The sequence below is a fragment of the Gluconobacter sp. DsW_058 genome (assembly GCF_002153615.1).
Classification (GTDB): Bacteria; Pseudomonadota; Alphaproteobacteria; order Acetobacterales; family Acetobacteraceae; genus Gluconobacter; species Gluconobacter cerinus.
This window is the reverse complement of sequence record NZ_JOPH01000076.1, coordinates 1-3,079: the sequence shown is the minus strand read 5'-3', so window position 1 is coordinate 3,079 and position 3,079 is coordinate 1. Positions and strand designations below refer to the sequence as shown.

General features: G+C 55.5%; 2 protein-coding genes. Both read right to left on the bottom strand.

The features are described from left to right. Window positions 1-94: 94 nt before the first annotated feature. Complete coding sequence (locus HK24_RS13245; protein ID WP_086634871.1) at window positions 95-784, bottom strand: histidine phosphatase family protein; 690 nt, start codon at window positions 782-784, stop codon at window positions 95-97. After that, entirely contained in the window at window positions 781-2,829 is a 2,049-nt protein-coding gene (locus tag HK24_RS13240; RefSeq protein ID WP_086634870.1) for a hypothetical protein, read from the bottom strand. Before HK24_RS13240 ends, HK24_RS13245 begins: the two co-directional genes overlap by 4 nt. Window positions 2,830-3,079 lie beyond the last annotated feature (250 nt).

Sequence of the window (3,079 nt, the reverse complement as noted above, 5' to 3'; positions counted from 1 at the left end):
TACTCCAATCAACGCAAGGAAAATGGAATCACAGAGCAGACCTCAATACCAGAGGGTTTTTCGAACCCTCCACCTCCTCAGAGGCATCTCCGGTTTATCCCCGAAAATCTGGCAGTTCGTTAACAGCCACAACACGCCACAGCCCATTGATACGCTCTATAATCGAAATCGACAGATTTTGAATAGTGAAGCGCAGAGCAATATCAGGGTGAATGGCCAGAGCATGTGAGAGTGCGGCCCGGATCGCGCCACCGTGGCTCACAACAACCATATCCTGACCGGCATTTGCGTTGGCAAGATCTTCCAGCCCATGGGAGACGCGTGCACAAACATCCAGCATGCTTTCTCCGCCCGGCGGAAGCTCACTGGCTGACAAAGACCAAAATGGATTGGGCGGCAGCCTCAGCAGAGAGAGAAACTGATCGTGCGGCGTTCCGTGCCACTCTCCGATAGATTGCTCAATAAATCTTGGGTCAACCGTGACGTCAGCGTGTGTAAATGCCCCTGCGCAGCGTATCTGGGCAGCAGTGTCACGTGCCCTTTGCAACGGTGAGGTATACCAGACAGCATCGGACGGCAGCCTTCGGGCCAGAGCAGCGTATCCACCCTGCTGGCTCGCCATCGCATCCCTGCAAAGCGGAACGTCCATCGCGCCATACATGGTCTTTCGCGCGCTCGCCTCTACAACGGCATGTCTGATCAGCCAGAAGCGGGTAATACCGCGTGGCAGTTCAGGCGTATCAAGAAAGTGTCCATGAGGGACGGCTTGGTCTGTCTGTGTCATGAGAGAGGCGCGTAACGGGGAACAGGATTGGCGTCCAGAAGAACGTCCCAGTTTTCCAAAATGAGCTCAAGTTTGGCAAGCACCCGCTTCGCGTCTGCGCATTCCCGCTGCAACCGCTGCTTTTCGTCCAGGCCTTCGTGCGATGGCTCTCCTGAGACCAGACGCGCGCCGCCGCACAGTCTTAAAGCCCCGGCATGGCCAGCTACCAAGGGATGAGGAACCGGAACGGGTTGGCCAAGAACGCAGAGAAGTGCTGGCTCCCCCTCCCCTATCCATGGTGAAAGATCTGCATTGAGCCACCGGTGCAACTTACGCGCATCTTCCAGTCCGAGAGGCGCATCCGGATTTTTGGGGTCTTCCACCAGAAATGACAGAATGGTCGGCACAGCGTCCCACCGACCGTCATCAATAGGCTTCCCGACGGGCAGTAACGTGCAGGTAGGACTAGCCTCTACCAGCTTAACAGCCTCGGTCATGAAATCATTGAGTCTCTGGCGGATCAGGGAATCAGGAAGCGAAAAGAGCGCATCCATTTCAGCGAGAGCTGCATGCCAGCGTAGGGCCAGACCAATATTATGACCATTATTCAACGCGTGCCTGTCAGCCTGCTCAGGCCACTCGTCCCGATTTCCATAAGACTTCAAGCCTTTGGGGAGAGAAAGCGATGGCATTTTTTCCAGGATCACATTCGGCAGCAGAAGAGCCCCACAGAACGGCGGTCCCGTAAAGAATTTGGACCCTGTGATCATAACCATCAGACCATCGCGGACCCATTCCGAAACACGCGACGGGCTGAGGCGAGCCTGACAGGCATCTACCACTACACTCAGATGCTCTCCCAACTCAGCCTGCAACTCTGCAACCGTTTCCATATCAGGTGCAGCAAGACCCGTTTTTGACTGATCCAGACGATGCAGCAAAACATGTCGGCCAGCTTTCACCTCTCGTCTGGCCAGCTCCCTACATTCGGCATTGATGTCTTCAAGCGGACGCGAAGTTCCATCTCCATTCCGGATGGTAACTCCGAACAGTTGTGTATCTTCAGGGAACCCCTCAATCAGCTCTCCCTTCCCGACTGTTGTGGAGCATGCGCTGTCACCCGCGAAATGACGGCCACGCGCAGCAAGGGGCACGCCGCTTCCTGTCTCGTCAGGCGCCAGAAGAATGGAACTGACGGGTCGATCTGTTCCAGCAGCGACAAGAGCAAGAACAGCAAGTTCGCAGTCCGTGCCAGACGCCGACAGCAGAACAGCATCTTCAGGCAATCCGTAGTGGCGCCCAATACCTGCGCGCGCGCTTCTGACGATGCCTTCCTGCACAAGATCCGGGTCCTGTTTGGACAGAAGCGCATTCATCATCATGCAACGCGCGAATTCTGCTCCCCCGAACCCCCGCTCTGACAAAGAGGAGGCTGTGGAAGAACCGAACGTCACCGCCCAGGGGCGTGGACGATGAGAGCAGGAATACTTGTTCAGGCCAGTTTCGGGATCAACGGCCAGACGGGAATCCCCGCCACTACTCATCAATGTCTCTGCCGGCGCCATAACGTGCCACAGACGCACCAGAACGGGTCTAAGGCGCTTTGCGTCATCTTCGGTGAACTCAGGCGTATTCGACAGGTGTTTCTTCAGAGTTCCCCAGAGAGACAGAAGCGTTGTGCTGTCTGGAACGTCTCCCGCACAGAGGGCAAGTTCCTGCGGAAGGGGATTGACCGCGTTCGTATCAAGCGCATGAAAGAGTGCGGCAACACGAGCAGCCGCAAAACTCGCAAGCCGGGCGTCTGCTCCATTGTGAAGAAGCCGGAAAAGCTCAACGGCCTGCCGAAGGAATGTCGGAGCCAGACCCGGCATTCGCAAACAGGGTTCACCCAGCTTCAGACATGCGCGGCCTGTAACCGAATGCGGTTCAGACAGAAGATTCTCACCGAGTTGAAAAGACTGCTCCAGCGAAATATCAAGCTCGGGCATCAGCCCTGCAGCAACGACCCTCAGATCCGGACGCTCCAAAACGTCTACAAGCGATCGGGTCAGTATATCAGCCAGCATGCCTCTAATCTCCTGCCTAACAGGAATGTCTGGGTAGCTCATTAAGGAACTCGGGGCGAGGCCTTAATGGTTACGGGAATTGGTTTCATTAATATTACCATGATCAAAGTTTGCGCCTCTTGTACAACACTGTAAGATACTTCTTCGTGACGGGGCTGGAGCTCCTACCGTGATGTTAAGAGGTTGAAATGCGGATATTGTTGACAGGCGGTTGCGGCTTCATAGGTTCAGCCGTGGTGCGTCATATTAT

What these genes read in the sequence shown, in the direction of transcription:
- HK24_RS13245 (WP_086634871.1), bottom strand. Translation starts at nt 784, where the DNA reads ATGACACAGACAGACCAAGCCGTCCCTCATGGACACTTTCTTGATACG.
- HK24_RS13240 (WP_086634870.1), bottom strand. Translation starts at nt 2,829, where the DNA reads ATGCTGGCTGATATACTGACCCGATCGCTTGTAGACGTTTTGGAGCGT.